This is a genomic window from Limnochordia bacterium (assembly GCA_023230925.1).
In the GTDB taxonomy this organism is placed as follows: Bacteria; Bacillota; Limnochordia; order DUMW01; family DUMW01; genus JALNWK01.
On the sequence record JALNWK010000014.1, the window covers coordinates 13,611 to 38,342 of the forward strand.

Below are 24,732 nucleotides of genomic sequence, written 5' to 3' on the forward strand. Positions count from 1 at the left end.
GAAGCAGAGCTTCCAAACGTCATATTCTAGTGTTTGAGTATTCTATCCCCTAGGTTTTAAGAGCATACTGTCTTCGTGGCCGTTGACAAGGAACAACCCACAGGATACGGTGTATATTAGCAGATCTGGTATAAGTCAAGTATTACATGGTCTGGTAGGCGGATATGATGACGACTATCAAAGGCCAGGGAACGGCTGCTGAGTATATACTAAGCAGCCGTTCGGGGTCCTACAAGATTGTGGTTGCGTTCTGTCATGCAACTTGAAGAATACACGACTCAACGACTATCCAATCGTCCGAAGGGGGTCATGCAATCTCTATGGAAGCAGTAGTACGAATCGCCAAGAAGGAAGATGCAGCTGCGTTGCACCGGTTTCTGGAGCAAAGCTATGGACACGGTAGGGATTTCTTCTACCGTCACTACCCAGATCGCTACCGGGATGAAGATGATGCCTTGAGCTGTTTTCACATTGTTGTGGAAGACGGTCAGATTGTCTCCAACGTTGGGGTCTTCCCAATGGAGGTCGTCATACTAGGGGAACACTTCAAATGTGCCGGAATTGGTGGGGTGGCAACTCATCCCCAAGCCCGGGGCAAGGGATATATGACTAGACTCTTGGAGGAGTCCCTCAGGGGGATGCGCGAGGAAGGCTCCGATTTTTCCGTGCTGTGGGGTAACCGCCAGCGCTATGGGAGTTTCGGATATGAACTCTGTGGTGGACAGTATCATCTAGTGTATAGCAAAAGGTCCTTTGAACGGGGCAATGTGAAGCCTGAGGCGGTGATGGAGGTTGAACCTGCTGATCCCGAAGTCATCGAGAGAATCCGTTGCTTACATCAAACGCTATCATGTCGGGTGGAACGTCCCTGTTTGCCCTCACAACTCAAACGATTAGGTTTGCGTATCTTCGTTGGTTCTAGTGGTTACTTAATCTCTAATCGGGAGTTTTCAGGTGATCTTTATGTAGAGGAAGTTATCTCTCCCGAAGGAGAAGAAGCGGGTCTGATCTATGGAGCCCTCAACTGTACTTTCGGTTCAAGGGCCCATCTCTGTGTTGAAGCTGCTCACAGTCCGAGGAATAGCCGGCTGTTTGGTGCTTGTGAAAGTTGGAGTATTAGTCCCCAAGCGATGTTTAGGATTGTGAATTGGTCAAGTTTTATGCTGAAGCTAAGACCAGTACTGGAGCAGTTAGCAGTTGACCTTCCGCCCTTTGGGATGTCCATTGGCTGCAAGGATGGCGAGACCCTGGACGTTGTTTCTGTTGAGTGGAACGGCAAGAAGATGACGGTGGTCCCGAAGAAGGGTTCAGGCTCCTATGTGGAACTAGACGTGCGTGAGCTTACCAGTCTTGTCTTTGGTGGTCCACCGGCAAGCAAGGATCTAGGTACGTTTGGTTTACTGTTACCAGTTCCTGTTTTCATTGCCCAGATGGACGCAATCTAGATGTGTATTTAGTGCATGGGGGAAGGCAGACGGTGCCTTCCCCTATATTGGTATCTCGCTGGGGTTATCTCCTTAGTTATGACCGAAATTCTTACCCCTTGACAATTTGGCACCTGCAGGATACGGTACTTATGAAAGGTTTTATACAAGTTGGAGGATTCCATAGTCTATTAGGTGGATGTGACGGAGTTGCTGGGAAAGGCGAAGGGCCCTCAAAAGATTAACCAAAAACAGATTGCCGCTATGCTGAATATCTCTCAATCGACCGTCTCCAGAGCTTTGAGCGGTTCAAGAAGCGTCGATACTGCAACTCGGCGCAAGGTACTAGAAGCGGCTAAGGCGTTAGGGTATACGCCTAATTACTTGGCCCAGAGTCTGGTTTTGCAGCGGACCCGGCATCTTTGCTATATCATGCCTACCTTCGGTTTTATCCAAGGGGAGGTTACGTCCAGCATTCTAGCGGGGGCGGGGGATACGGCTGGGGAATTAGGTTATCGGTTTACGTTAGTCGCAGAAGCCCAGGAGGAGTTGCTGACCCTAGCAGCAGATGGCATGTACGATGGATTGTTCTTAACCTTAGAGGATCCGGAAAGCGCCCTGGAACAGTTGAATCAGATCCTAGAGGCAAATTACCCCATTGTCTTGGTCAACTGTTGGCTTGACGATCCTAGGGTACATTATGTGGCAACGGATAATTGGTACGGCGCCTATACCGCCACCCGATACCTCCAGGAATTAGGTCATCGACGGATTGCCTTTGTTGGTCCCTTGGGGGGACAAATAGGTAAGGAACGGTTTCTAGGATTTAAGACCGCCTTTCAGGAGGCTAGTCCTGGGCTAGACCCCCAGACACTAGATGTGTATTGGCCCAAGCGGATTGAGGAGCTGGAAAAACGTCTAGAGGAGGTATTCAACTTCTCTCCTTTCCCCACAGCCTTTGTCGTGTCTTCGGACCTAACTGCGATTGGTCTGATGCGGTTACTGGAAAAACGGGGGGGTGGGGTTCCCCAAGACGTATCGGTGATTGGCTTTGATGATATTACCACCGCAGCATATAATCTGCCGGCATTGACCACCGTTGAGATTCCAGGACATCGGATGGGTTGTGAAGCCATGCATGTGATGTATCGACTGCTGAACCGCAAGGCGTCTTCCAAACCCGAACAAGCGATTCAGATCAAGGTGCCTGCCCGCCTCATAAAACGGGACTCCTGCCAAGCCCCTGCTTGTAGCGGGTCCTAAACAGCTCTCCGAGTCCAATCATTAGTCTGAACCGCAGTGTCTTTAGTCCTAGCAAGTAGCCAGGTCAAGATGCTAGCAATGATACAGACTATAGCCCACGATACCACAATAGCATTCCAATTCCAACGCTCCAAGATTATTCCTGTGAATATGCTCATGAAAGCGGCACCCATGTAGGAGGCGAAATCGAGGAAGCCAGCCATGGTGGACTGTTTGCCGACCCGGGCGAACTTCAGAGGAATTGAGGTTAACAATACGGTGTTAGCCCCCTCCATAAAGGCTGCGCAACTCGCAATGGTAAAGGCTAGCAAGAGGGCTTGTTCCCACTTAAGTGCCTTGGCAGACACCAGCGCCAGAATTCCGGCTAGAGCTAGCAAGATGGTGATCGCGGCCTGATCATTACCCTTAAGCCGGCTCAGTAGGCGGGTGGAAATTCCAATTCCCACCAGACCAAATAGAGGAATTAGAAGTGAAGGAATTGCTGCCGTCCCGTCAAAGAGGGTATGGGCCAGTAACGTAGGGGTCCAGAGAATAATGCCATTTCTGATCATGCCCTGCAAGAAACTGACTAAGCCTAGGCCCAACACTCCCGGGTATTTGATGAATTCGAGCATGTTGGTTTTTAGTCCCCCGGAATCCTTTGCAGGCGGTGCCTGGTGGGCCGTATTTGGGTAACTCTCCACTTGAAGAGACCATAGGATGCTTATACACCCTAGAACAATCGCAGGAAAGGCAAACACCCAGTGCCAACTGGTTACCAGTAAAATACCACCCGAGATAGCCCAAGATGCAAAAAACCCAGCAATTCCCGATGTGGCCAGGAATCCTGCTACCTGGGCCCGTTCATGCTCCTCGGTCCAATGGGAAGCAATCTTGAGGATTGGACCCCACCCAGTGGACTGAACGTAGCCATTCATGGCCCAAAGGAGCACCATGGCCCAAAAAGTATTGACAAAGGGAAGCAATCCGTTGGCCACACAACTGGCGATGAGACCAAAAAGGACGATCCTCTTGCAGTCAACTTGATCCCCTAAGTAACCGTTAATCAGCTGACCTACAGCATAGAACCAGAAGAAGACCCCAGTGATAATACCGGCCATGGTGGGATTCCACCCCAGTTCTTGCTCCATTGCGGGTAAGGCAATCGCCATATTCTGTCGTCCCAGGCACATGGCCGCATACGCGAGCCATAAAGTAAAGATAACCATGATTTTGCGATTGCGGTCTTTTTTCAACAATGATTCCCCCTACCTTGATTCGGTATATACCAGTCTAATCGATAAAGGTATCTTTGTAAAGGGGGGTTAGCCAGCGGTAATTGGGATAACAAAGCGGAATTACACTTGATTCTAACTACCTCGCCTAGTATAATCGTGGTACAGACCGGTATACATTGGAGAGTGATCGGGATTGGGGGGTAGTGTCATTCATATTCGGGGCGGAACAGGATTATGCAAAAGCGTGTGGATCAGATAGATAACTGGAATATGAAGGAACTAGAGTTTTCGGCAGGATCTTGAGATAGTAGTGGTTAGCGGCGCTACACCTGATTCCAAGGATACGTCTTGTGATTTTGCTAAGAACACAGTGCAGTAACCTCTTGTCTTCGAGAACGTTTGGGTATAGACAATAATCGCTTGTTCCTCTGGGAGCGGAAGGACAAATGAATACGCATGACTTATATTATAATATCAGCCCCAAGCTGGTACGGAGTGGGAGTTTAGAATTGTAGTTCCGTCACTATAAGCCCACTGTGCATTTGATGGAAAAGCAACCCATGTTGTTCTCCGACAGAGGAACAAGGCAACGAGTAGAGTCAGGTGAGGCCCAGAAATGGGATGCTACATATTAATGGCATTCCAGTGACGGAAAGAACAAAAGGATGATGAAAAGCGAGAGGTTATCACCATCCGCGTATACTCGCTAGCCGATGATCTTTACTTTGGTGAAATATTTGGGAACAATGCACTTTTTCTGACGGAGATCCTTTAAGACGAGCTTTGGACCAGCTTGTTATTCAGACATTTCCTGGTAATGTTTTCTGGTTTGCCTAGCAAGTGGACAATGATGTAACATATATGTATGGCTCCTAGATGGTCAGAATAACCGAGCTTGCGACTGCCCTATAACGGTGATAGACTAGGTTAGACAGGTTCGATTGGAACCTGCTATGCTAGGGAGCATGAAAAACGTAGTAGCGAATTCTCTTGCCCTCGTGTCGGAACACTTTTGTCATAGCTTTGGAGGAGTCTTGATGCTGTTAGACGGTCAACTAGCTGCAGGGGGCAGACGGTGAATGCTAGGTCCGTGCAAGGAGAGTTCTACGTAAAACAAAATTCACTTCAGGGAAGGTACTCTTTAAGACAAATCCGGTGCGTACCGGTCATGGGAAGGGTGAACAGGGTGAATAGCCAATATCTCTATGTTCGGGTGGCGGAACATATCTTGGACAAGATTGAGTCAAAGGAGCTTCAACCGGGTGCTCAGCTTGACTCGGAAAGAAGCCTGAGTGCTAAACTGGGTGTGAACCGGCTTACGGTACGCAAGGGTATTGAAATGCTAGTGAACCAAGGTGTACTATACCGAGTACCCAGTAAAGGTACCTTTGTGGCGGGGCCCAAAATAGATCAGAGGATGGATTTAGTCCTTGGGTTTAGCGATCAGCTTATCTCCAAAGGACTGCAGCCGGGTGCCGAAGTGCTTGAGGTTTCTGTAGTACCCGCAACTAAAAAGATCAGCAGACAACTGAAGATTGACGTTGGCACCCCGATGTACTATATTCAAAGGATACGCTACGCTAACTCGGAAGCGGTCTGTATCGAGCACAATTACTACCCTACCACCATCTGTCCCGGTATGGATAAACAGGATTTGCGACAATCTATCTATAAGATTTTCCGGGAGAAGTACGACTTAAGTATCCAATATGCCAGACAGACCTTGGAGGCAGTAGCCCCGACGAAGGATGAGGCCGAGCTACTTCATATTTCGACCCACACTCCGTTGATGCTCCTAGTCAGGGTGGGATTTGACTCCAATGGACATCCTGTAGAGTATGCCAAGGAATTATACCGGGGTGATCGGTGTCGTTTTGTCATTCTGGGGGATTGTCCCGAGGGAGAGGCCCCTCCCCGGGAAGCGTTTGTGACGATGAATTTTGAACGGTAGGATTAGGAATACAACCTTGAAGGAAGGTCAATTCAGTGATGCAGCTTAACGATCGGTATTACCAAATTGCACCCAAGGTGGTACGCAGCGACAGTGCAACTGAGATTGTGATTCGCCCTCTATATGCGCATTGCCAGTTTAACGAGGAAGCAACTTATGTAGTTACACAGTATCCCACGGAGGAACAAGGGAATCATCAGGTGGAACTAAAATCTATGGGCGGAGTGTTGCGGATTCAGGGATTCAAGTGGTATGGAGAGCAAGAACACCTCCTAGTTATCGAAAAGCAGCAAGGAGAAGAGAAGCGAGAAGTCCTAAGGGTTCGGATCTACTCGGTGGCCGAGGATTTGTACTCCCGGAAACCCTTTAAGGGTGATCTACATATGCACAGTTGTTATTCTGACGGTAGTGAATCCCCGGGATATGTAGCTGCGGCCTGTCGCAGGGTCGGCCTTGATTTCATGGCGGTGACGGATCATCATCGCTATGCCCCAAGCATAGAGGCCCAGGAGTGTTTCGCTGATGTAGATATTGATCTACGGATTTTTAGGGGCGAAGAGGTTCATGCTCCGCATAACCCGGTACACATCGTCAACTTCGGGGGCTCATTTAGCATAAATGAACTTTTTGCTACGGATGAATTCAAGGAAGAGGTGGCCCAGCTACAGAAAACCCTAACTGACCTACCCCAGGGTGTAGATCCTTACCAGTATGCTGCCTCTGTCTGGTGTTTTAACAAGATCCGCCAAGCTGGGGGCCTTGGTATATTCTGTCATCCCTATTGGTTTTGGCAAAACCACCTTACGCCCCCTGGTGCACTGACCACCTATTTGTTCGAGCAACAGCCCTTTGATGCCTACGAGGTCATTGGTGGGTTTCACCGCTGGGAGCAAGCTAGTAATACCTTGCAGGTTGCCCGGTACCATGAGGAGCGGGCAAAGGGTCGACAGATTCCCATTGTAGGCTCAACCGATGCCCATGGCTGCGAGCGGGATTTGTTTGGCTGGCGCTACACTATAGTCTTCGCACCTTCATCGGATTTAGTGGACTTGATCGAAGGCGTTAAGGGTCTCTACTCTGTGGCCGTGGAGGCCTTGCCCGGTGAAGAAATTAAGGTTTATGGCCCCTTCCGGTTGGTCAAATACGCGCTGTTCCTCATCCGGGAAGTCCTGCCGTTGCATGATGAGCTGTGCAAAGATGAAGGCAGGCTCATGTTCCAATACCTAAAACAGGACCCTTCCGCTAAAGAGACCTTAGAGCAGGCTGCGGGAGGAACTGCTTTGCTTTATAAACGCCTATGGGGCTAAGCACCTCCGATCAGAAGTTTGCCGCTGTGATGTGGGTATTTTAGCCTGATTTGAAAATTTGGTCCCGTTGGTCCTTGACACATGGTGTAAACTCAGGTATATTAAAAGGCAACCATAATCAGAAAGGTGATGAAAGGGAGTAGTAGAACGTCTTTGCAGGCTATAGAGAGTTACCGGTTGGTGGAAGGTAACGCCTCGGAAGTTCGAACTCGCCCTAGAGCCGTACTGCTGAAATCAAGTAGGCAGTGCCGGGTAGGCCCTCATCGGGTGCATCCGTTATCATGCAGATCTTAGTCCATAGGATCACTAAGGGCATGCTCATGCTGAGCTGCTTAAACTGGGTGGTACCACGGGAGATTCCTCTCGTCCCAAATCATGGGATGGGAGGTTTTTTTACAGGTAGGTGCTAGTTTCTGAAGGGAAGGGAGTGAAAGCGTCGTACTTTGGGTATCGACGCACGATTGATGAAGATGACCGGCGCACAAGCACTAATCGAATGCTTTATTAGGAAGGGTGTGGAAGTGGTATTTGGATACCCCGGAGGAGCCGTATTACCCATTTATGACGTGCTCTATGATGCTCCCATCAGGCACATCCTGACCCGGCATGAACAAGGCGCTGTGCATGCGGCCGACGGCTACGCTAGGGTTACCGGCAAGCCCGGTGTATGTATCGCGACTTCAGGTCCGGGCGCGACGAATCTAGTGACGGGTATTGCTAATGCCTATATGGATTCGATTCCCCTGATTGCCGTCACAGGACAGGTGGCCACAAGCCTTATTGGAAGGGATTCGTTCCAAGAAGCGGATATTACCGGCATTACCACTCCTATCACCAAGCACAACTATTTGGTCAATGACGTACGGGATTTGCCTAGGGTAATTAACGAAGCCTTTTACATTGCCACCTCAGGCCGACCGGGTCCGGTATTGATTGACTTGCCTAAGGATGTGGCATCGGCTGAGTTTGATTTCATCTATACCGATGAGGTGGACCTAGTCAGTTACAAACCAACGTACAAAGGGCATATTAAGCAGATCGAGGAAGCAGCCTTAGCTATTAATCAGGCCAAGCGACCCCTCCTCTATGTTGGCGGTGGGGTGGTCTCCTCCAATGCCCACGGAGAGCTGTATAAGCTTGCCACCAAGGCGAACATTCCCGTGACCACAACTTTGATGGCCCTTGGGGCATTTCCAAGCACAGATAAGCTTTCCCTTGGCATGCTGGGCATGCATGGTACTGCCTATGCCAACTTTGCTGTGACCAACTGTGATCTTCTAATTTCAGTGGGGGCACGCTTCGATGACCGGGTTACCGGTAGGTTGGATCGGTTCGCAGCAGGGGCACAGGTGATCCATATTGATATCGATCCGGCGGAGATCGGGAAGAATATTGGCGTGGATATCCCTATTGTCGGGGATGCTAAAAACATCCTTTCCTCACTGGTGGAACGGGTGCGTTTTGGAGAACGTAGTGAGTGGTTCGCCGAGATTAACAGCTGGAAAAAGGAATATCCCCTCTGTTATCCTGAAGGAGCCGATGGGATCGCACCCCAGTACGTTGTAGAGCAAGTCTATGAGGTCACCAAGGGAGAGGCCATCATCGCTACAGAGGTTGGTCAAAACCAGATGTGGGCAGCCCAGTATTACAAATTCGACAAGCCCCGTAGCTTTGTTAGTTCCGGTGGCCTTGGCACCATGGGTTATGGATTCCCCGCGGCCGTTGGCGCGCAGGTGGGTTGCCCCGATCGTACGGTAATAGATATTGCCGGAGACGGCAGTATTCAGATGAATATTCAAGAACTGGGGACGGTCGCAAGCAACCGCATCCCGGTGAAGATCGTGATTCTCAATAATGGTTGTCTGGGTATGGTGCGGCAGTGGCAGGAGCTATTTTATGATCATCGCTACTCCTATACCGATCTCCACGATAACCCGGATTTCGTCCAGATTGCCGCAGCCTATGGGATCAAAGGACGTAGAATCACCAAACGGGAGGATGTCCGTCCAGTTTTTGAGGAAATGTTGGCTTTACCCGAACCGGTACTTTTAGATGTGCAAGTTTGCAGAGAGGCAAATGTGTACCCTATGGTACCGGCTGGTGGGGCCCTCGATGTCATGCTTGGTCTAGGGAGGGAAGATTAGTGAGACATACCTTGGCAGTACTAGTTCACAACCGTTCCGGTGTTCTGGCCCGGGTGGCTGGCCTGTTCAGTCGACGGGGCTACAATATTCACAGCCTGAGTGTAGGTATTACCGAGGATCCGGACATTTCAAGAATGACTATTGTAGTTGAGGGCGATGCTGACATCATCGAACAGATGAGCAAGCAGCTCCACAAATTGATCGATGTAATCAAGATTAGCGATATTACCAGTGATCAGGTTGTGGCCCGAGAGCTTGCGCTGATTAAAGTGACGGCTACCTCTACCAATCGCTCAGAGATCCTGGAGGTTGTCAATATCTTCAGGGCGCAGATTGTTGATGTGCACCCAAAGTCTCTAGTTATTGAGGTAACCGGCGATGCTGATAAGATCGATGCCATGGTCAACATGCTGAGACCTTACGGCATTAAAGAGATGGTGAGGACCGGGCGTGTAGCCATGGCCCGGGGCACCTGAATATACAGTTAGACAGAGGAGCAAAGAGAAAGGGGTAAGGAAATGGCAGCTAAGATCTATTACGATCACGATGCTAATTTAGATCTTTTAAAAGGAAAAACCGTTGCGGTTATTGGCTATGGAAGTCAAGGACATGCCCAGGCCCAAAACCTACGGGACAGTGGTGTTAATGTTATTGTCTCCAATCGGCCAGGGAGCGACAACTACAATAAAGCAGTTGCCGATGGTTTTACGCCAGTTAGCGCCGAGGAAGCAGCAAAGCAAGCAGACATTATTCAAATGCTTGTTCCCGATGAGGTACAGGCAGCAGTCTACAAATCCTCCATTGAAAAGTACTTAACTGCAGGTAAGGCGTTGGTATTCTCCCACGGGTTTAACATCCATTTCGGTCAGATTGTCCCCCCGAAGGATGTGGACGTGTTCATGGTAGCACCAAAGAGCCCAGGTCACTTGGTCCGTCGGATGTACGAGGAGGGCAAGGGTGTGCCTGCCCTAGTCGCGGTGCACCAAGATGCCACGGGTAATGCCCATGAGCTGGGCCTCGCCTATGCCAAGGGAATTGGCTCCACCCGGGCGGGTGTCATTGAGACCACCTTTGCCGAAGAGACCGAAACCGACTTGTTCGGCGAGCAAGTGGTCCTTTGCGGTGGCGTTAGCGAGCTCATTCGTGCCGGCTTTGATACCTTAGTTGAGGCTGGGTATGCACCTGAGATCGCTTACTTTGAGTGCCTGCATGAGTTAAAACTCATTGTCGACTTGATCTACGAAGGCGGCATCTCCTATATGAGATACTCCATCAGTGACACGGCGGAATACGGCGATATCACTGTGGGTAAGAAGATTATTACCGATGAGACCCGCCAGGAGATGAAACGGGTGCTTTCCAGAATCCAAAACGGTGAGTTTGCTAAGGAATGGATGTTGGAGAACCAGGCCAATCGGCCAGTCTTTAACGCCATGCGCCGCAGAGAGCAAGATCACTTGATTGAGCAGGTAGGTAAACAACTGCGTAGCATGATGTCCTGGATCAAGAATAAGTAAGAGATTAATGTTTGGCTTTCTAGGCTTGTTAGCCCAAGCCTAGAAAGCACTGGTCCCCCAAGGCCAGTGCAGGTGAGAATTTGTCTTGAGGTGATGATCATGTTCGAAGAGAAAAAAGACTTACGTATTCCAGGCCCAAGCCCCGTACCACCACGGGTACTGCGGGCAACATCCAAGCCCATGATGGGGCATAGAAGTTCTGAATTTAAGGTTCTTTACGCCGATGTGGTCGGTAGATTAAAGCCTCTTTTCGGTACCGAAGAGGACGTGATGGTAATCACAGGCTCCGGAACCGCGGCCATGGAAGCTGCAGTGGCTAATACCGTCTCCCCTAAGGATAAGGTACTAGTCTGTGTTGGTGGTAAGTTCGGGGAAAGATGGGCGCTGATTGCCGAAAGCTATGGGGCTGAAGTAATCACTTATGAGTATGATTGGTCCACACCGGCTGATCCGGCGATGATCGCAAAACACCTACAGGAAAACCCGGATATTAAGGTGATCTTCGCCACCCAAAACGAGACCTCATCAACGGTGCTCAATGATATCGAAGGGATCAGCAAAGCCCGGGGTGGTTCCGATGCGCTGCTAGTGGTAGATGCGGTGAGCTCCCTTGGTGGCGCCGAGTTTAACATGGATCAATGGGGTGTAGACATTACTGTTACGGGTTCGCAAAAGTGTCTCATGTTGCCTCCGGGATTTGCATTTATCGCTTGCAGCAAGCGGGCATGGAAAGTCATCGAAGGAAATACATCACCTCGTTATTATCTAGATTTGCGTGCCTATCTTAAAGAAGTGAAAAAGGGTCAAACACCCTTTACGCCTAATGTACAATTGGTCTATGGCTTGGCTGAGGTTTTGGATATGCTTCAGGCCGAAGGTCTGCCAAATATTCTCAGGCGGCACAAAGTGATGCGAAGGATGACCAGAACCGCCTTCTCAGCCATGGGACTGGAGCTGTTTGTGAAAGATGAAAAGTACGCCTCGCCCACGGTCACCGCAGTTGTGGGGGCGGGGAAATTTGATGTAGAAGGGTACCGCAAGGTCCTCAACAAAGAGTTTGGCATTGTTGTGGCCGGAGGACAGGATCATCTTAAGGGTCAGATCCTTCGGGTGGGACACATGGGCTATAGTACCCCAATCGATATGCTCGGTGTCATTGCCACCATGGAGGTAGCCTTGAAGAAGGTGGGCTGTGATCTACCACTGGGTGCTGGGATCAAGGCAGCTCAGGAGGTGTTGGCGGAATGAAGGTTCTAGTCAGCGACAAACTGAGCCAAGAGGGTATTGATCAGCTGAAAGAAGCCGGGATTCAGGTCGATGTGAAGCTGGGTCTAAATGAAGACGAACTAGCTGGGATCATCGGTGAATACGATGGCATACTGGTCCGCAGTGGCACCCAAGTGACCAAGAGGATCATCGAAGCTGGACGAAATTTAAAGGTGATCGGTCGGGCCGGGGTTGGCGTAGATAATATCGACCTTTTGGCAGCAAGCCAACGGGGAATTGTGGTTATTAACGCCCCCGAGGGAAACACCCTAGCTGCAGCAGAACATGCCGTGGCGATGATGTTTACCCTTGCTCGCAATATTCCCCAAGCTCACGCTTGTTTAACTGTGGGTAAAAAGTGGGACCGAAAAAGCTTTATGGGGGTACAGCTGGAGGGCAAGACCTTGGGTGTGATTGGTCTTGGCAGAATCGGTAAAACCGTCGCCCAAAGGGCCTTAGCCATGAACATGAACGTTATTGGTTATGATCCATATCTTTCCGCAGAGGTGGCCAAGAGACTTGGTGTGGAGCTTTTGGAGTTTGAACAGGTCCTAGAAAGAGCGGATTTTCTTACCTTCCATATTCCAAAGACGAAATCCACTGAGAATATGGTGGGCCCGCGGGAATTTGGTTTGATGAAGAAGGGTGTACGGATTATTAACTGCGCCCGGGGCGGAATTATTGATGAGGATGCCCTTTATGCCGCCATCCAAAGTGGGAAGGTAGCCGGTGCAGCCCTTGACGTCTTCTGCACAGAACCTCCCCAACTAGACCATCCACTCTTTAGTTGTAGCCAGGTGGTGGTAACCCCCCATCTTGGTGCTTCCACCAGTGAGGCCCAGGTTAATGTGGCGGTGGATGTGGCAGAACAAGCAGTCTGTGTACTCAAAGGCAAACCCTTCCAGAACGCAGTCAATCTACCAGCCTTTAGACCGGAACTGATGGAAAAGCTCGAGCCATATATGGAACTAGCCTCCAGACTAGGCCAGGTTTATACGGATTTAGTTGGCGGCAACCATCAAAGCATCGAAGTTGTCTACCGAGGGCAGATCGCATCCTACGATGTGACCCCACTGACTACTGCTGTGCTTAAAGGTATGCTCGAACCGATCCTCCACGGTGAGGTCAATTATGTGAATGCGTCGTTACTGGCCAAGGAAAGGGGCATTCGGGTTGCGGAGATCCGGGAAGAGGAGAAGGATGGCACCAATGCGGTGATTATCCTCCGGAACACCACCGAAGGGGATAAACAAGGTCGTATGGTGGCTGGTAACCTTACCATGAACGGGGTGCCTCAGCTGACTCGGATTGATGGCTATCCGGTGAATGTATTGCCCGCAGAGCATCTATTAGTGGCATATCATATTGATAAACCAGGGATTATCGGGCAAGTGGGGACCATCCTCGGCAGGGCCAAAATCAATATTGCGGCGATGCAGGTGGGCCGTAAGGCCATATCTGGCAATGCAGTGATGGTGCTTAGTGTAGATACTCCGGTGCCTGAGGATGTACTCCAAGAGATGTCCAAACTAGAGAACATTACCGAGGTGTATATGGCGCAGTGGTAGGATAGATTTAAGGAAAAGCTGTAGGGGGAAAACGCGATGAAAAGACAGATCTATTTCTTTGACACGACCCTTCGGGATGGGGAGCAATCACCGGGAATAAGCTTAAATGTGCAAGAAAAAGTGGAGATCGCCAAACAGTTAGCCCGTCTAGGTGTTGATGTAATTGAAGCGGGATTCCCCATAGCTTCTCCGGGGGACTTTACCGCAGTGCAAAGCATTGCCCAGCAGGTGGAAGGTCCGATCATTACCGGCTTAGCCCGGGCCCTACCCCAGGATATTGACCGGGCCTATGAGGCCTTAAAGGACGGTAAGAAGATACGTATCCATACCTTTGTGGCCACCTCCAAGATCCATATGGAGTATAAGCTGCGTAAAACACCGGAACAGGTGTTGCAGATGACAAGTACGGCGGTACAACATGCCAAAAGCCTCGTCCATGATGTGGAGTTTTCCGCAGAGGATGCCACCCGTAGCGATCCGGTGTTTCTCTCGGAGGTTCTAGCCGCAGCCATTGAGGCGGGGGCAACGGTCATCAACGTTCCGGATACGGTGGGTTATGCAGTGCCCGGGGAGTTTGGTCGGTTGATCGCCTACCTCATGGCCCATACACCGGGGATTGATCAGGTGATCCTAAGCGTGCACTGTCATAATGATCTTGGCCTTGCTGTGGCCAATACCCTCGCCGCCATAGAACAGGGCGCAAGACAAGTGGAGTGCACCATTAACGGTTTGGGTGAGCGGGCCGGGAATGCGGCCTTGGAAGAGTTGGCCATGGTCCTTGCTACCCGTTCTGATAGCTACGGGGTGCAAACCAATATTGATACGAAACACATTTACCGTTCATCCCGTATGGTGGCAAGTCTTACAGGTATGAATGTACAACCGAATAAGGCTATTGTCGGAGACAATGCCTTTGCCCATGAATCGGGGATTCACCAGGATGGTGTCTTGAAGGAGCGGACCACCTATGAGATTATGACCCCTGAGTCCATTGGTCTTAGTCAAAGGCGGCTGGTGTTGGGGAAACATTCTGGAAGACATGCCTTTAGGGCCCGTCTTGCGGAGATGGGGTACTCTCTGGATGAAGAAGAGATGGAGACAGTCTTCCAGCGATTTATTGAGCTTGCAGACAAGAAAAAGGGTGTCTCCGATCGGGATATTGAAGCAATCATTGAAAATGAAATTACAGAGATCCCAGAGGTGTTCCAGTTGGAGTACCTTCATGTGACCGGTGGGCATAGTGCGGTGCCCACAGCCACAGTAAGGATTCGTAGAAACGGTGTAGTGGCGGAGGAAGCCGCCTGTGGGGGAGGGCCCATTGATGCGGTGTATAAAGCCATTGACCGGGCTTGTAATGTGGCTGTGCAATTGGCAGGGTACTCCCTGCAAGCAGTCACCGAGGGGAAGGATGCCATCGGTGAGGTTGTGGTGCGGGTTGAAGATACTTCCGGACGGACCCATCTTGGTCGGGGGATGTCCATAGATATAATTGAAGCTAGTGCCAAAGCATATGTCCATGCTTTGAATAAATGGGCATATGAACAAAGCAGGTTTAAGGAAAACACGGTAGGTAGGGGTGAGTAGGTGTGGCAATGACCATTACGGAGAAAATACTGGCCAAGAAAGCTGGCAAGGCAAAGGTCACTCCAGGTGAACTAATTTTTGCCAAGATAGATCTAGCTTTGGCCAATGATATTACCGCACCGGTGGCCATCAAGGAGTTTGCCAAGATGGGCGCGGCAAAGGTATTTGATCGTCAGCGGGTGGTGCTTGTTCCAGATCACTTTACGCCCAATAAGGACATCGCCTCAGCGGAGCAGGTCAAGATGATCCGAGAGTTTGCCCGGGAGCAGGAATTGGTCAATTTTTTTGAAGTAGGGCGGATGGGTATTGAGCACTGTCTTCTTCCCGAGCTTGGTTTGGTTCTACCAGGTGATCTGGTGATTGGTGCCGATTCCCATACTTGTACCTATGGGGCCTTGGGTGCCTTTGCTACGGGAGTGGGTAGTACGGATCTAGCAGCGGGCATGGCTCTAGGTGAGGCTTGGTTTAGGGTACCGGAGAGCATTAAGTTTGTCTTTCATGGTCAGCTGCAGCCTTGGGTAACGGGAAAGGATTTGATTCTATATACCATCGGGCAGATCGGGGTTGATGGTGCCCGGTACTGTGCTATGGAGTTTACCGGTGAGGTAATCAGAGATCTATCAATGGATGGCCGGTTTACCATGGCCAACATGGCCATTGAAGCCGGGGGCAAGAATGGCATTTTTGCACCGGACGAAAAGACTGAAAGCTATGTGAAAGAAAGGGCCCAGCGGGACTATGAATTTGTGGAAAGCGATCCTACGGCTAGTTACGCCCAGGTTTATGAGTGGGATGTAAGCACACTAGAGCCCCAGGTTGCCTTCCCTCACCTGCCGGAAAATGCCCGACCCATTAGTGAGGTGGGTGATATACCCATTGATCAAGTGGTGATTGGGTCGTGCACCAATGGTCGAATTGAGGATCTGCGCCTGGCTGCCTCAGTCTTGGAGGGCAGAAAGGTCCACCCTCATGTACGGACCATCGTTATTCCGGGTACCCAGGCCATTTACCGGCAGGCGATGGCAGAGGGCTTAATCGAGACCTTTATCGCCGCGGAGGCTGCGGTGAGCACGCCCACCTGTGGGCCATGTCTTGGTGGACACATGGGTATTTTAGCCAGTGGCGAACGGGCTGTATCGACTACGAACCGCAACTTTGTGGGGAGGATGGGTCACCCAAAAAGCGAGGTCTACCTTGCCAATCCAGCCGTAGCAGCCGCGTCAGCTGTCCTAGGACGGATTGCCGGTCCACAGGATCTTGATCTATGAGGGGGGTAACCATGAATATCGAAGGTAAGGTTTGGGCCTTTGGCCAGGATATTGACACCGATGCGATTATTCCGGCCCGGTATTTGAGCACATCGGACCCGGAGGAGTTGGCAAAGCATTGCATGGAAGATGCGGATCCGGATTTTCCCCGGAAAGTACAGCGAGGCGACATTGTCGTCGCGGGAAAGAACTTTGGCTGTGGCAGTTCTAGAGAACATGCCCCCATTGCGATTAAGGCAGCTGGTATTGGCTGTGTTGTAGCCCGTTCCTTTGCCCGGATCTTCTACCGAAACGCGATTAACATTGGCTTGCCCATTTTGGAATGCCCAGACATCATGGCCCAGGATGGGGATGTGTTGAGTGTGGATCTAGGCACCGGTGTAATTGTGAACAAAACGACGAATAAGGAGTATCAGGCCGCAGCGTTCCCGGGCTTTATGCAAGAGATTATGGAGCTTGGTGGTCTTACCTCGTTTATCAAGCAGCGCATTGAGCAGGGAAGCAAATAGTGGTGTGGGGGGAGGAGTGATTCTGTGCGGAAGATAGAGATCTATGATACTACTCTGCGGGATGGAACCCAACGAGAAGGTATTTCCTTTTCGGTGGAGGATAAGATTCGTATTGTCCGGAAACTAGATGATATCGGCTTTCAGTTCGTTGAAGGCGGCTGGCCGGGATCTAATCCAAAGGACATCGAGTTTTTCCAGCGCATGCAGGGCATTCCCTTGAAAAAGACGGTGCTGACAGCCTTCGGTAGTACCCGGCGGGCGGGAATCAAAGCCGAAGAGGATACCAATGTGAAGGCCATCCTTAACTCCGGGGTGCACATGGCTACGATCTTCGGCAAAAGCTGGGACTTTCATGTGACTGAGGCCCTCCGCACCACCCTAGGGGAAAACCTGAACATGATCCGGGAAACCATTGAGTTTTTGGTGGCGCAGGGTCTACAGGTTAACTTTGATGCAGAACACTTCTTCGATGGATATAAGCATAATGCCGACTATGCCCTAGAAACCCTCCGGGCCGCTGCGGCAGGGGGCGCCCGGTGTTTAGTGCTTTGTGATACCAATGGGGGTACCCTACCCCACGAGGTACAGCGGATTACCAGGCATGTTATCGAGGAGTTTGATCTACCGGTGGGCATTCATGCCCACAACGATTCAGGTGTGGCGGTTGCCAACAGCATCCTTGCGGTGGAAGCAGGGGCGATGCAGATTCAAGGTACGATCAATGGCTATGGAGAACGGGCGGGTAATGCAGACCTTTGTGTGATTGTCCCTAGTCTTCAATTGAAGATGGGATTTTCTATTCTAGATCCGAAGGACTTGGCCCAGTTGACCCAGATGTCCCATTATGTAAGTGAACAGGCCAACGTGATTCCCGATGATCACCAACCCTTTGTAGGGCGTAGTGCCTTTGCCCATAAGGGGGGGATCCATGTAAGTGCCCTGTTGCGCCATCTCCAGACCTATGAGCACATACTGCCGGAGCTTGTGGGTAATAGAAGAAGGGTATTGGTTTCGGAACTAGCTGGTACGAGTAATATCATCTACAAGGCCAGGGAATGCGGCATTGAACTGGAGAAGGACTCGGAGAAGATGCAGGAGATCTTAAGTACCATCAAGCAACTAGAGCATGATGGATACTATTTTGAAGGTGCGGAGGCATCCTTTGAAATGATTCTAAATAGGGCCCTTGGTCTGTACGAACCCTTCTTTGATTTGGTTGGCTTTCGCCTGATTACCGACCGATCCAATGGGGGGAAAGACGCCCACTCCGAGGCGACCATTAAGATCAAGGTGCACGGTCGCACCTTTCACACGGCAGCGGAAGGAAATGGTCCGGTTAATGCCCTTGATGGGGCACTGCGCAAGGCCTTAGTCGAGGTTTATCCCCAGGTCCAGAGGATTAAGCTCAATGACTATAAGGTGCGGGTCTTGGATGAGCAAGAGGGCACTGCTGCGAAGGTGCGTGTTCTAATCCAGTCAACGGACGATGGTACTAGTTGGGGAACCGTTGGTGTATCCACGAATATTATCGAGGCAAGTTGGCTTGCCTTGGTTGATAGTATAGAGTACGGATTATTGAAAGCTAAGGCTTATCAATAGGCACATGCCAAAGTCCCCGGGTCCTTTTGTTAGGAACCCGGGGACTTTTACTTTGTTTGAAGGGATATACAAAGTCGATCACGAATTTCTAAGAGATGAAATCTCCAGGGTCAGAGTTAATTCATATACTCAAGTGAGAAGACTTCGAAGGGAAGTGTTAGTATTTGGGAAGACTATTTGGTACCGATGGAGTCCGGGGTGCAGCTAACAAGGATTTGACTCCCCAGCTGGCTTTCTTTCTAGGTCGGGCCGCGGCCTTTTATCTTACCAAGGGAAAGCAGGGGACGGCGGTAATCGGTCGGGATACGAGAATTTCGGGTCCCATGCTGGAGGCGGCATTAGTTGCCGGTGTAACCTCCACTGGTTGTGATATCCTCCATGCTGGCGTAATCCCCACCCCGGGGATTGCTCATCTGACTAGTGCCCTCGGGGCGACCTTTGGGATCATGATTTCTGCATCCCACAACCCCTTCGCGGATAATGGTATCAAGTTTTTCTCCCAGGGAGGATTGAAGCTGCCCGATGAAACGGAAGATGCGATTGAGCAACTGGTCCTAGGATTCCTCGAAGGTGAGAAGGACTTGTTACCTTCCCCGACGGGGCCGGGTATTGGGCGGGTACATAAGCTGTCCGATGCCACCGACCGGCTGGTGGAGTTTCTGGTAAATACCACCCCACTGGATCTTGGTGGCATGCGCATTGTTGTAGATTGCGCTAATGGGGCAGCTAGTTTTGTTGCGCCCCGGGTTTACGAAAGACTTGGGGCGGAGGTGATCGTTCTTAATGCAAGCCCCGATGGGATCAATATTAATGCCCATTGTGGCTCCACATCCCCTGAGGCCTTAAGCCAAGCGGTGATTGCCCACAAAGCTGTATTGGGACTTGCCCACGATGGAGATGCGGATCGGGTGATTGCCGTTGATGAACGGGGCGAAATTGTCGATGGCGATGGGATTATGGCTATTTGTGGCCTTGATCTTCTCAAACGAGACAAACTGGCCAAGCGGACATTGGTAGCTACGATGTACAGTAATATGGGGCTGGCCAGTGCCTTACGGGCCCAGGGGGCCGATGTTCTCCTTGTGGAAAACGGAGATCGCTATGTCTGGGAGGCGATGATCCAGCATCAGCTGAACCTAGGCGGGGAGAAATCAGGACATATTATTTTCTCGGATTACAATACCACGGGCGATGGAATCTTAACGGGAATTCAGCTGTTGGGTGTGATTAATCGGGAGAAAAAATCCCTGTCGGAGCTTGCCGGGGTGATGGAGTCTTTTCCCCAAAGGCTAATCAACGTGCCTGTGCGGGATAAGCATTTTGCGGAAAACGTAGTGGTAAATGAGGCCATTGCCAAGGCCAAGACCATTCTCGGTGATCAAGGGCGCATTTTCGTGCGGGCATCGGGAACTGAACCATTGATCCGGATTATGGCTGAGGCTAAGGATGAGGATTGCCTGAAGGAAGCAATTCTGTTGGTGGAGGGGGCTGTGGTGGCCCAGTTAGGATGTGCCAGTTAAACTTTGGAGTTGAGGCAGTCAATTGGTTAAGGGTATTGGCATCGACATTGTAGAAAATGAGCGGATCGAGCAAGCCTATGCCCGCTTTGGTGATCGCTTGCTCAAACGCATTTTCTCCCCCGATGAACTGGAGATCATTGGGGGCGCTTCTGTTGATCTGCAGCGGGCAGCAGCCCGCTTTGCCGGTAAGGAAGCAGTATATAAGGCCCTTGGGAGCACGAAAACAGGAATTCGTTGGCAGGAGATAGAAATCCTAAGGGACAGTTCAGGAAAGCCGGTGGTCCGTTTGTCGGGTTCGTTGGCTTTGTGTGCTTGCGAACGGGGGATCTCCTTCGTGCACATTAGTCTTACCCACGAACGGAAATATGCGGCCGCAGCAGCCGTTGCCGTAGGCGAATAAGGGAGGTATCATCGTGCGAGTGGTCACTGCCAGGGAAATGCAGGCAATTGATCGTGCTGCCGTGGGGCAGTACGGAATTCCGGGTATTATTCTCATGGAGAATGCAGGCTTGGCGATTGTTAGTCAGGTGGAAAAGCTCTCCCAAGATCTAACGGATAAGCGGGTTCTTGTCTTCGCGGGTCCGGGAAACAACGGTGGTGATGGTTTTGTTGTGGCACGACATCTCCATCTGTTGGGGGCTCGGGTAAGGGTTTACCTGACCTGTGAGCCAGAGAAGATCACCCAAGATGCCGCGGTGAACCTTGGGATTGTCCACAAACTGGGGATTAGTGTGTATCAGGTTGAGGAACAGTCTCTCTCAAAACTGTCCATTATGTTGCGCATGTCCGATCTAGTGGTTGATGCCATGCTTGGTACTGGAGCCCGGGGACCCTTAAGTGGGATCTACCAGGACTTGGTGAAGGTGATCAATGAGAGTGGTATTCCTGTGGTAGCAGTAGATATCCCCACCGGCGTGGAATCCGATACGGGGGCTGTTCATTCCGAGGCAATCCGGGCTACGGTGACGGTGACCTTTGCGTTACCGAAGCGAGGGCTTTTGCTTTATCCAGGGGCTAGCTACACAGGTCGATGGCACGTTGCGGATATTGGTATACCCCAAGAGCTAACAGCTGGGGACGATGAATCCTTGTACTTAGTTGATGAGACCTTGGTTAAGGGAGTCCTGCCTAGGCGGGAACCCAATCAGCATAAGGGGGACTTTGGCCGGGTGCTGGTAGTTGGAGGAAGTCGGGGCCTTAGTGGGGCTCCCACCCTTGCGGCCTACGGAGCGGTCCGCACTGGAGCGGGGCTAGTTACCCTCGGGGGACCGGCCAGCCTAAATGGGATTTTTGCTACCAAGCTAACCGAAGCAATGACCCTTCCATTACCCGATGAGGACGGCATCCTCACCAAAGAAGCCGCCGCGGAGATTGTGGCCTTCTGCCAACGGGCAGGGGCCCTTGCCATTGGTCCGGGACTATCTACAGCGGCAGGTGTTAAGGAACTGATAGAAGCTTTAGCAGGTGTGGTGCAAATCCCCACGGTGATCGATGCCGATGCCCTCAACGTCTTGGCCGAGGATCCAAAACTATTGGCCCTGTGGTCAAAGAACGCTTCGGTGGTAATTACCCCTCATCCTGGGGAGATGGCCCGTCTTCTAGACTCTACAGTGGAGGAGATTACAAAAGACCCCATCGGTAGTGCCCAAAGGGCGGCTGGGGCCTTTGGTTGTGTTGTTGTGCTGAAAGGTGCTCCCACGATTATTACTACGCCTCAGGGCCAAGGGCAGATCATGAACCGGGGCAATGTGGCTATGGCTACCGGAGGCACCGGAGATGTACTTACCGGGTGTGTGGCGGCGTGCCTTGCCTGGGGGCTAGATGCGCAAAGGGCGGCGATAGCAGCCACATACTTACATGGCTTAGCAGGTGATCTATGGGCCCAAGACAGGGGCAGGGCGGGTTTGCGCGCCCAGGAATTGGCAGATTTGCTACCCTTAGCCCATAGGCAAGTGGTGGAGGCACCGCAAAAAGGGGATGACCGGGTTGTGCAGCAGGAATTATGAGAAAAAACGGGCTTGGGCAGAGGTGGATCTGGGGGCGATTAGGAACAATGTGGCCTACTTGGAAGGAGTCATTGGTCCGAAGACAATGCTCATGGCGGTGGTTAAGGCTGATGCCTATGGACATGGCGCCATCGCTGTGACCAAGGCATGCCTAGATTGTGGAGTACGTCGTTTCGCCGTGGCAACTGTTGAAGAAGGTGTTAGATTGCGTCGGGCGGGAGTGTGCACACCGATCCTAGTTTTTGGTGTTCCCGACCCGAAGGATTTTGAATCTTTCTTCCGCTGGAATTTGACGGTGACGGTCCCCGATTGGCAAAGTGCCCAACGCTTATCGCATTCAGCACAGAGCCTTGGACATCGGCTAAATGTCCACCTCAAGTTGGACACTGGTATGGGACGATTAGGGGTGTTATATACCAATGGACCGGATTTTGTGGAGAAGGTGGCAAATCTGCCGGGCCTAATTGTGGAAGGGGTATATACCCATCTATCCACTGCGGACTCGGATACGGTGCATGCCACAAGACAGATTAGTAGATTCGTGGATGTGATCGGGGCAATCAGCGCCCGGGGTATTGAGATCCCTTGTTACCATATGGCCAGTTCCGCCGGGGCCATTGACTATCCCGATAGTCGATTAAATATGGTACGGGTAGGATTGGCCCTTTATGGATTGTACCCAGAACCCCAACTTGTTCCAGCCCTCAGTTGGAAGGCCAAGTTATCTGAGATCAAAGAAGTACCCCCCGGGTGGGGTATCGGATACGGCCAGACCTATACAACCAAGGCGAAGACAAGAATCGGGGTGCTCCCTGTCGGGTATGCCGATGGTTACACCCGTAGACTCAAAGGGAAGGCCAAGGTCTTAATTGGTGGTCGTCCTTATCCGGTTGTTGGTAATATTTGTATGGATCAGCTGATGGTTGACCTAGGTAGTGATCCTGTTGGCGTCGATGATGAGGTGGTGCTCATCGGTACCCAGGGTAATAACAGAATCTCCGCCCAGGATCTGGCCAATTGGTCTGATACGATTTCCTATGAGATTGTCTGTGCCATTGGCCCCCGTATTCCGAGATTATATACTAGTAAAGATACCATTCCCATGCGGCCGGCCTAGGCTACTTACCAACCAAAGAGACCATCATTTCGCATAAAGCAGGCAGAGGTGGACATTCTATAGACAGAACCTTTATCCTGCAAACCGCTTTCTGATACTTCTTTCAAAGGAGGCAGCAATGTGCGAATTATGATGCTAACCTGGGAGTTTCCTCCCCGGGTGGTGGGGGGGCTTGCCCGTCATGTGGCTGAGTTGTCCATTGCCCTTACCAGACTAGGCCATGAGGTGCATGTGGTAACGGTCCAGGATCAAGATTGTCCGCCCCAGGAGAACTTCTATGGTGTTAAGGTCTGGAGAGCAACGGCGAGGGGACCGATCCATGGGGATTTCGTGAAAAATGTTCTCAAGATGAATATTGATCTTTTGGAGGCCGCCCTCAAGGTAGTGAATAGGGTGGGATCCGTTGATCTTTTCCATGCCCATGATTGGCTTACTGCCCACAGTGGGGTGGCCCTGAAACATGCGTACCAACGTCCCTTGGCGGTAACGATTCATGCCACGGAATGGGGCAGAAATGGCGGGTTACATAACGATCTACAAAGACAAATCAGTGATGTGGAATGGTGGTTGTGTTTTGAGGCCTGGACAGTGATTTGTTGTAGTAAGTTCATGCATGGAGAGTTGCAGCGGATCTTTCAGATCCCCGCGGATAAGCTCCACGTTATCCCCAACGGGGTTAACGGAGTCCTCCCTTCGATTCCCCAAGGAGAGTTGGCATCTATCCGGAATCAGTACGCGCCCGAAGGTGCGCACCTGATCTTCTTTATGGGCCGCTTAGTGAGAGAAAAGGGTGTACATATCCTACTGGATGCCTTTGCCCACGTCCTTACCGCCTACCCGCAAACCAAGCTCATCATCGCCGGTCAAGGTCCTGAGCTTGCCTTTCTCCAGGAGAAAGCAAGGCAACTTGGGGTGAGCGACCACGTCTGCTTTACAGGGTTTATCAATGACGAACAGCGCAACCGATTCCTCGGTATCGCTGATGTGGCTGTTTTTCCCAGCACCTATGAACCCTTTGGGATTGTGGCCCTTGAGGCCATGGCTGCACAGGTACCGGTAATTGTCAGTAACATTGGTGGGTTTGATGAGATTATCAAGCATGGTACAAATGGGCTCAAGTTCTATTGCGGAAATGAGGAGTCCTTGGCGGACAATCTTCTTACGCTGTTTTCTACACCGAACCTAGGGGCACAACTAGCCCAACAGGCTCGCCGGGATGTTTTAGAGAAGTATAACTGGTTGGTCATAGCCGAGCAAACCGTCCAAGTCTACCACCGGATATTGGATCGCTTTGATGAGACATCATGGGCCCAAGACCATGACCAAAAGGGGTTGGCTAGTATGTTCGGTCGTCTGTTTACCCCAAGAGTACCTAGTCGTTACCAAAAAACAATAGACTCCGAGAGCATCCCGGCCCAGAAACACTAGGACTAAACTACTGGTATCAATTTGTTTATGATAGGCAAAATCAG

At 51.0% G+C, this 24,732-nt stretch carries 19 protein-coding genes and 1 other annotated feature; of the genes, 18 read left to right on the forward strand and 1 reads right to left on the reverse strand.

The window, feature by feature from the left end; all coding sequences use genetic code 11:
• Positions 1-320 precede the first annotated feature (320 nt).
• Positions 321-1,445 (forward strand): GNAT family N-acetyltransferase, encoded by a 1,125-nt coding sequence (locus M0Q40_04725; GenBank protein ID MCK9221916.1) that lies wholly within the window; start codon positions 321-323, stop codon positions 1,443-1,445.
• Between the two features lie 189 nt (positions 1,446-1,634).
• The gene (locus M0Q40_04730) at positions 1,635-2,687 is read left to right on the forward strand and encodes a LacI family transcriptional regulator (protein ID MCK9221917.1); all 1,053 of its coding nucleotides are present in this window, start codon (positions 1,635-1,637) and stop codon (positions 2,685-2,687) included.
• Here the strand turns inward: M0Q40_04730 and M0Q40_04735 are convergent.
• A complete protein-coding gene (locus tag M0Q40_04735) occupies positions 2,684-3,922 on the reverse strand; it encodes an MFS transporter (GenBank protein ID MCK9221918.1) in 1,239 nt (412 codons plus the stop codon). The genes M0Q40_04730 and M0Q40_04735 overlap by 4 nt on opposite strands.
• Positions 3,923-5,090: 1,168 nt before the next feature.
• Here M0Q40_04735 and M0Q40_04740 point away from each other — a divergent pair.
• The 16 genes from M0Q40_04740 to M0Q40_04815 all read left to right on the forward strand — a co-directional run bounded on the left by M0Q40_04740 (position 5,091) and on the right by M0Q40_04815 (position 24,688).
• Positions 5,091-5,855 carry a GntR family transcriptional regulator gene (locus M0Q40_04740; protein MCK9221919.1) on the forward strand — a complete coding sequence of 255 codons (765 nt, stop codon included), beginning with the start codon at positions 5,091-5,093 and terminating at the stop codon, positions 5,853-5,855.
• Between the two features lie 35 nt (positions 5,856-5,890).
• A complete protein-coding gene (locus M0Q40_04745) occupies positions 5,891-7,162 on the forward strand; it encodes a hypothetical protein (GenBank protein ID MCK9221920.1) in 1,272 nt (423 codons plus the stop codon).
• Positions 7,163-7,282: 120 nt separating this feature from the next.
• Positions 7,283-7,536, forward strand: a binding site (T-box leader).
• Between the two features lie 90 nt (positions 7,537-7,626).
• Positions 7,627-9,306, forward strand: coding sequence for a biosynthetic-type acetolactate synthase large subunit (gene ilvB, locus M0Q40_04750; GenBank protein ID MCK9221921.1), 1,680 nt, complete (start codon positions 7,627-7,629; stop codon positions 9,304-9,306).
• Positions 9,306-9,782, forward strand: coding sequence for an acetolactate synthase small subunit (gene ilvN / locus M0Q40_04755; GenBank protein ID MCK9221922.1), 477 nt, complete (start codon positions 9,306-9,308; stop codon positions 9,780-9,782). The genes ilvB and ilvN overlap by 1 nt, the downstream gene beginning before the upstream one ends.
• Positions 9,783-9,824: 42 nt before the next feature.
• Entirely contained in the window at positions 9,825-10,823 is a 999-nt protein-coding gene (gene ilvC / locus M0Q40_04760; protein MCK9221923.1) for a ketol-acid reductoisomerase, read from the forward strand.
• A gap of 99 nt (positions 10,824-10,922) precedes the next feature.
• Complete coding sequence (locus M0Q40_04765) at positions 10,923-12,071, forward strand: alanine--glyoxylate aminotransferase family protein (protein ID MCK9221924.1); 1,149 nt, start codon at positions 10,923-10,925, stop codon at positions 12,069-12,071.
• The gene (gene serA, locus M0Q40_04770) at positions 12,068-13,657 is read left to right on the forward strand and encodes a phosphoglycerate dehydrogenase (GenBank protein ID MCK9221925.1); all 1,590 of its coding nucleotides are present in this window, start codon (positions 12,068-12,070) and stop codon (positions 13,655-13,657) included. Before M0Q40_04765 ends, serA begins: the two co-directional genes overlap by 4 nt.
• A gap of 36 nt (positions 13,658-13,693) precedes the next feature.
• Positions 13,694-15,241, forward strand: coding sequence for a 2-isopropylmalate synthase (locus M0Q40_04775; GenBank protein MCK9221926.1), 1,548 nt, complete (start codon positions 13,694-13,696; stop codon positions 15,239-15,241).
• A gap of 2 nt (positions 15,242-15,243) precedes the next feature.
• Positions 15,244-16,509, forward strand: coding sequence for a 3-isopropylmalate dehydratase large subunit (gene leuC, locus M0Q40_04780; protein ID MCK9221927.1), 1,266 nt, complete (start codon positions 15,244-15,246; stop codon positions 16,507-16,509).
• Positions 16,506-17,018, forward strand: coding sequence for a 3-isopropylmalate dehydratase small subunit (locus tag M0Q40_04785; GenBank protein MCK9221928.1), 513 nt, complete (start codon positions 16,506-16,508; stop codon positions 17,016-17,018). The genes leuC and M0Q40_04785 overlap by 4 nt, the downstream gene beginning before the upstream one ends.
• 24 nt (positions 17,019-17,042) lie before the next feature.
• On the forward strand, positions 17,043-18,617 hold the full coding sequence (gene cimA / locus M0Q40_04790) for a citramalate synthase (GenBank protein ID MCK9221929.1): 1,575 nt from the start codon (positions 17,043-17,045) through the stop codon (positions 18,615-18,617).
• A 164-nt stretch (positions 18,618-18,781) separates the two neighbouring features.
• Positions 18,782-20,137, forward strand: a complete 1,356-nt coding sequence (glmM, locus tag M0Q40_04795) for a phosphoglucosamine mutase (protein MCK9221930.1) — start codon at positions 18,782-18,784, stop codon at positions 20,135-20,137.
• A gap of 22 nt (positions 20,138-20,159) precedes the next feature.
• Positions 20,160-20,537 (forward strand): holo-ACP synthase, encoded by a 378-nt coding sequence (gene acpS / locus M0Q40_04800; GenBank protein MCK9221931.1) that lies wholly within the window; start codon positions 20,160-20,162, stop codon positions 20,535-20,537.
• A gap of 13 nt (positions 20,538-20,550) precedes the next feature.
• Complete coding sequence (locus M0Q40_04805) at positions 20,551-22,143, forward strand: NAD(P)H-hydrate dehydratase (protein ID MCK9221932.1); 1,593 nt, start codon at positions 20,551-20,553, stop codon at positions 22,141-22,143.
• Complete coding sequence (alr, locus tag M0Q40_04810) at positions 22,124-23,260, forward strand: alanine racemase (GenBank protein MCK9221933.1); 1,137 nt, start codon at positions 22,124-22,126, stop codon at positions 23,258-23,260. Before M0Q40_04805 ends, alr begins: the two co-directional genes overlap by 20 nt.
• A gap of 129 nt (positions 23,261-23,389) precedes the next feature.
• On the forward strand, positions 23,390-24,688 hold the full coding sequence (locus M0Q40_04815; GenBank protein MCK9221934.1) for a glycosyltransferase family 4 protein: 1,299 nt from the start codon (positions 23,390-23,392) through the stop codon (positions 24,686-24,688).
• Positions 24,689-24,732 lie beyond the last annotated feature (44 nt).

Coding starts and splice junctions, on each gene's coding strand:
- ilvC (MCK9221923.1), top strand. CDS start 9,825: ATGGCAGCTAAGATCTATTACGATCACGATGCTAATTTAGATCTTTTA.
- M0Q40_04765 (MCK9221924.1), top strand. CDS start 10,923: ATGTTCGAAGAGAAAAAAGACTTACGTATTCCAGGCCCAAGCCCCGTA.
- M0Q40_04775 (MCK9221926.1), top strand. CDS start 13,694: ATGAAAAGACAGATCTATTTCTTTGACACGACCCTTCGGGATGGGGAG.
- M0Q40_04815 (MCK9221934.1), top strand. CDS start 23,390: ATGATGCTAACCTGGGAGTTTCCTCCCCGGGTGGTGGGGGGGCTTGCC.
- serA (MCK9221925.1), top strand. CDS start 12,068: ATGAAGGTTCTAGTCAGCGACAAACTGAGCCAAGAGGGTATTGATCAG.
- M0Q40_04785 (MCK9221928.1), top strand. CDS start 16,506: ATGAGGGGGGTAACCATGAATATCGAAGGTAAGGTTTGGGCCTTTGGC.
- ilvB (MCK9221921.1), top strand. CDS start 7,627: ATGAAGATGACCGGCGCACAAGCACTAATCGAATGCTTTATTAGGAAG.
- M0Q40_04725 (MCK9221916.1), top strand. CDS start 321: ATGGAAGCAGTAGTACGAATCGCCAAGAAGGAAGATGCAGCTGCGTTG.